This window comes from Mesorhizobium sp. M7A.F.Ca.US.014.04.1.1 (assembly GCF_003998745.1).
Lineage (GTDB): Bacteria > Pseudomonadota > Alphaproteobacteria > Rhizobiales > Rhizobiaceae > Mesorhizobium > Mesorhizobium ciceri.
Genome location: NZ_RZRW01001510.1, coordinates 1 through 401, shown reverse-complemented (window position 1 = coordinate 401; position 401 = coordinate 1). Strand labels below are relative to the sequence as shown.

Genomic DNA, 401 nt, shown 5'->3' with positions numbered 1-401 from the left:
CGCCCATGACCGGGCGTTCAGCTTCTTCCGCGGCGCCTGCACGCGTGGCATCTACGACAACATGAAGACGGCGGTGGACGCGATCTTCATCGGCAGCGATCGCCGCTACAACCGCCGCTTTGCGCAGATGTGCGGGCATTACCTTGTCGAGCCGGAGGCCTGCACGCCGGCGGCCGGCAGGGAGAAGGGGCAAGTCGAGAACCAGGTCGGGCTGGTGCGCGAGCGCTTCTTCACACCGAGGCTGCGCTTCAAGACGTTGGAGGATCTCAACGGCTGGCTGGCCGACAAATGCGTTGCCTATGCCAAGGCGCATCGGCATCCCGAACAGGGCGAGCGCACGATCTGGGACGTCTTCGAAGAAGAGCGCGCCAGCTTCATTCCCTATGCCGGGCGCTTTGACG

At 64.6% G+C, this 401-nt stretch carries 1 pseudogene; it reads left to right on the top strand.

What is annotated here, in order from left to right:
• Positions 1–401 (top strand): annotated as a pseudogene (locus EOA22_RS37370) (DDE-type integrase/transposase/recombinase); the annotation flags it as partial.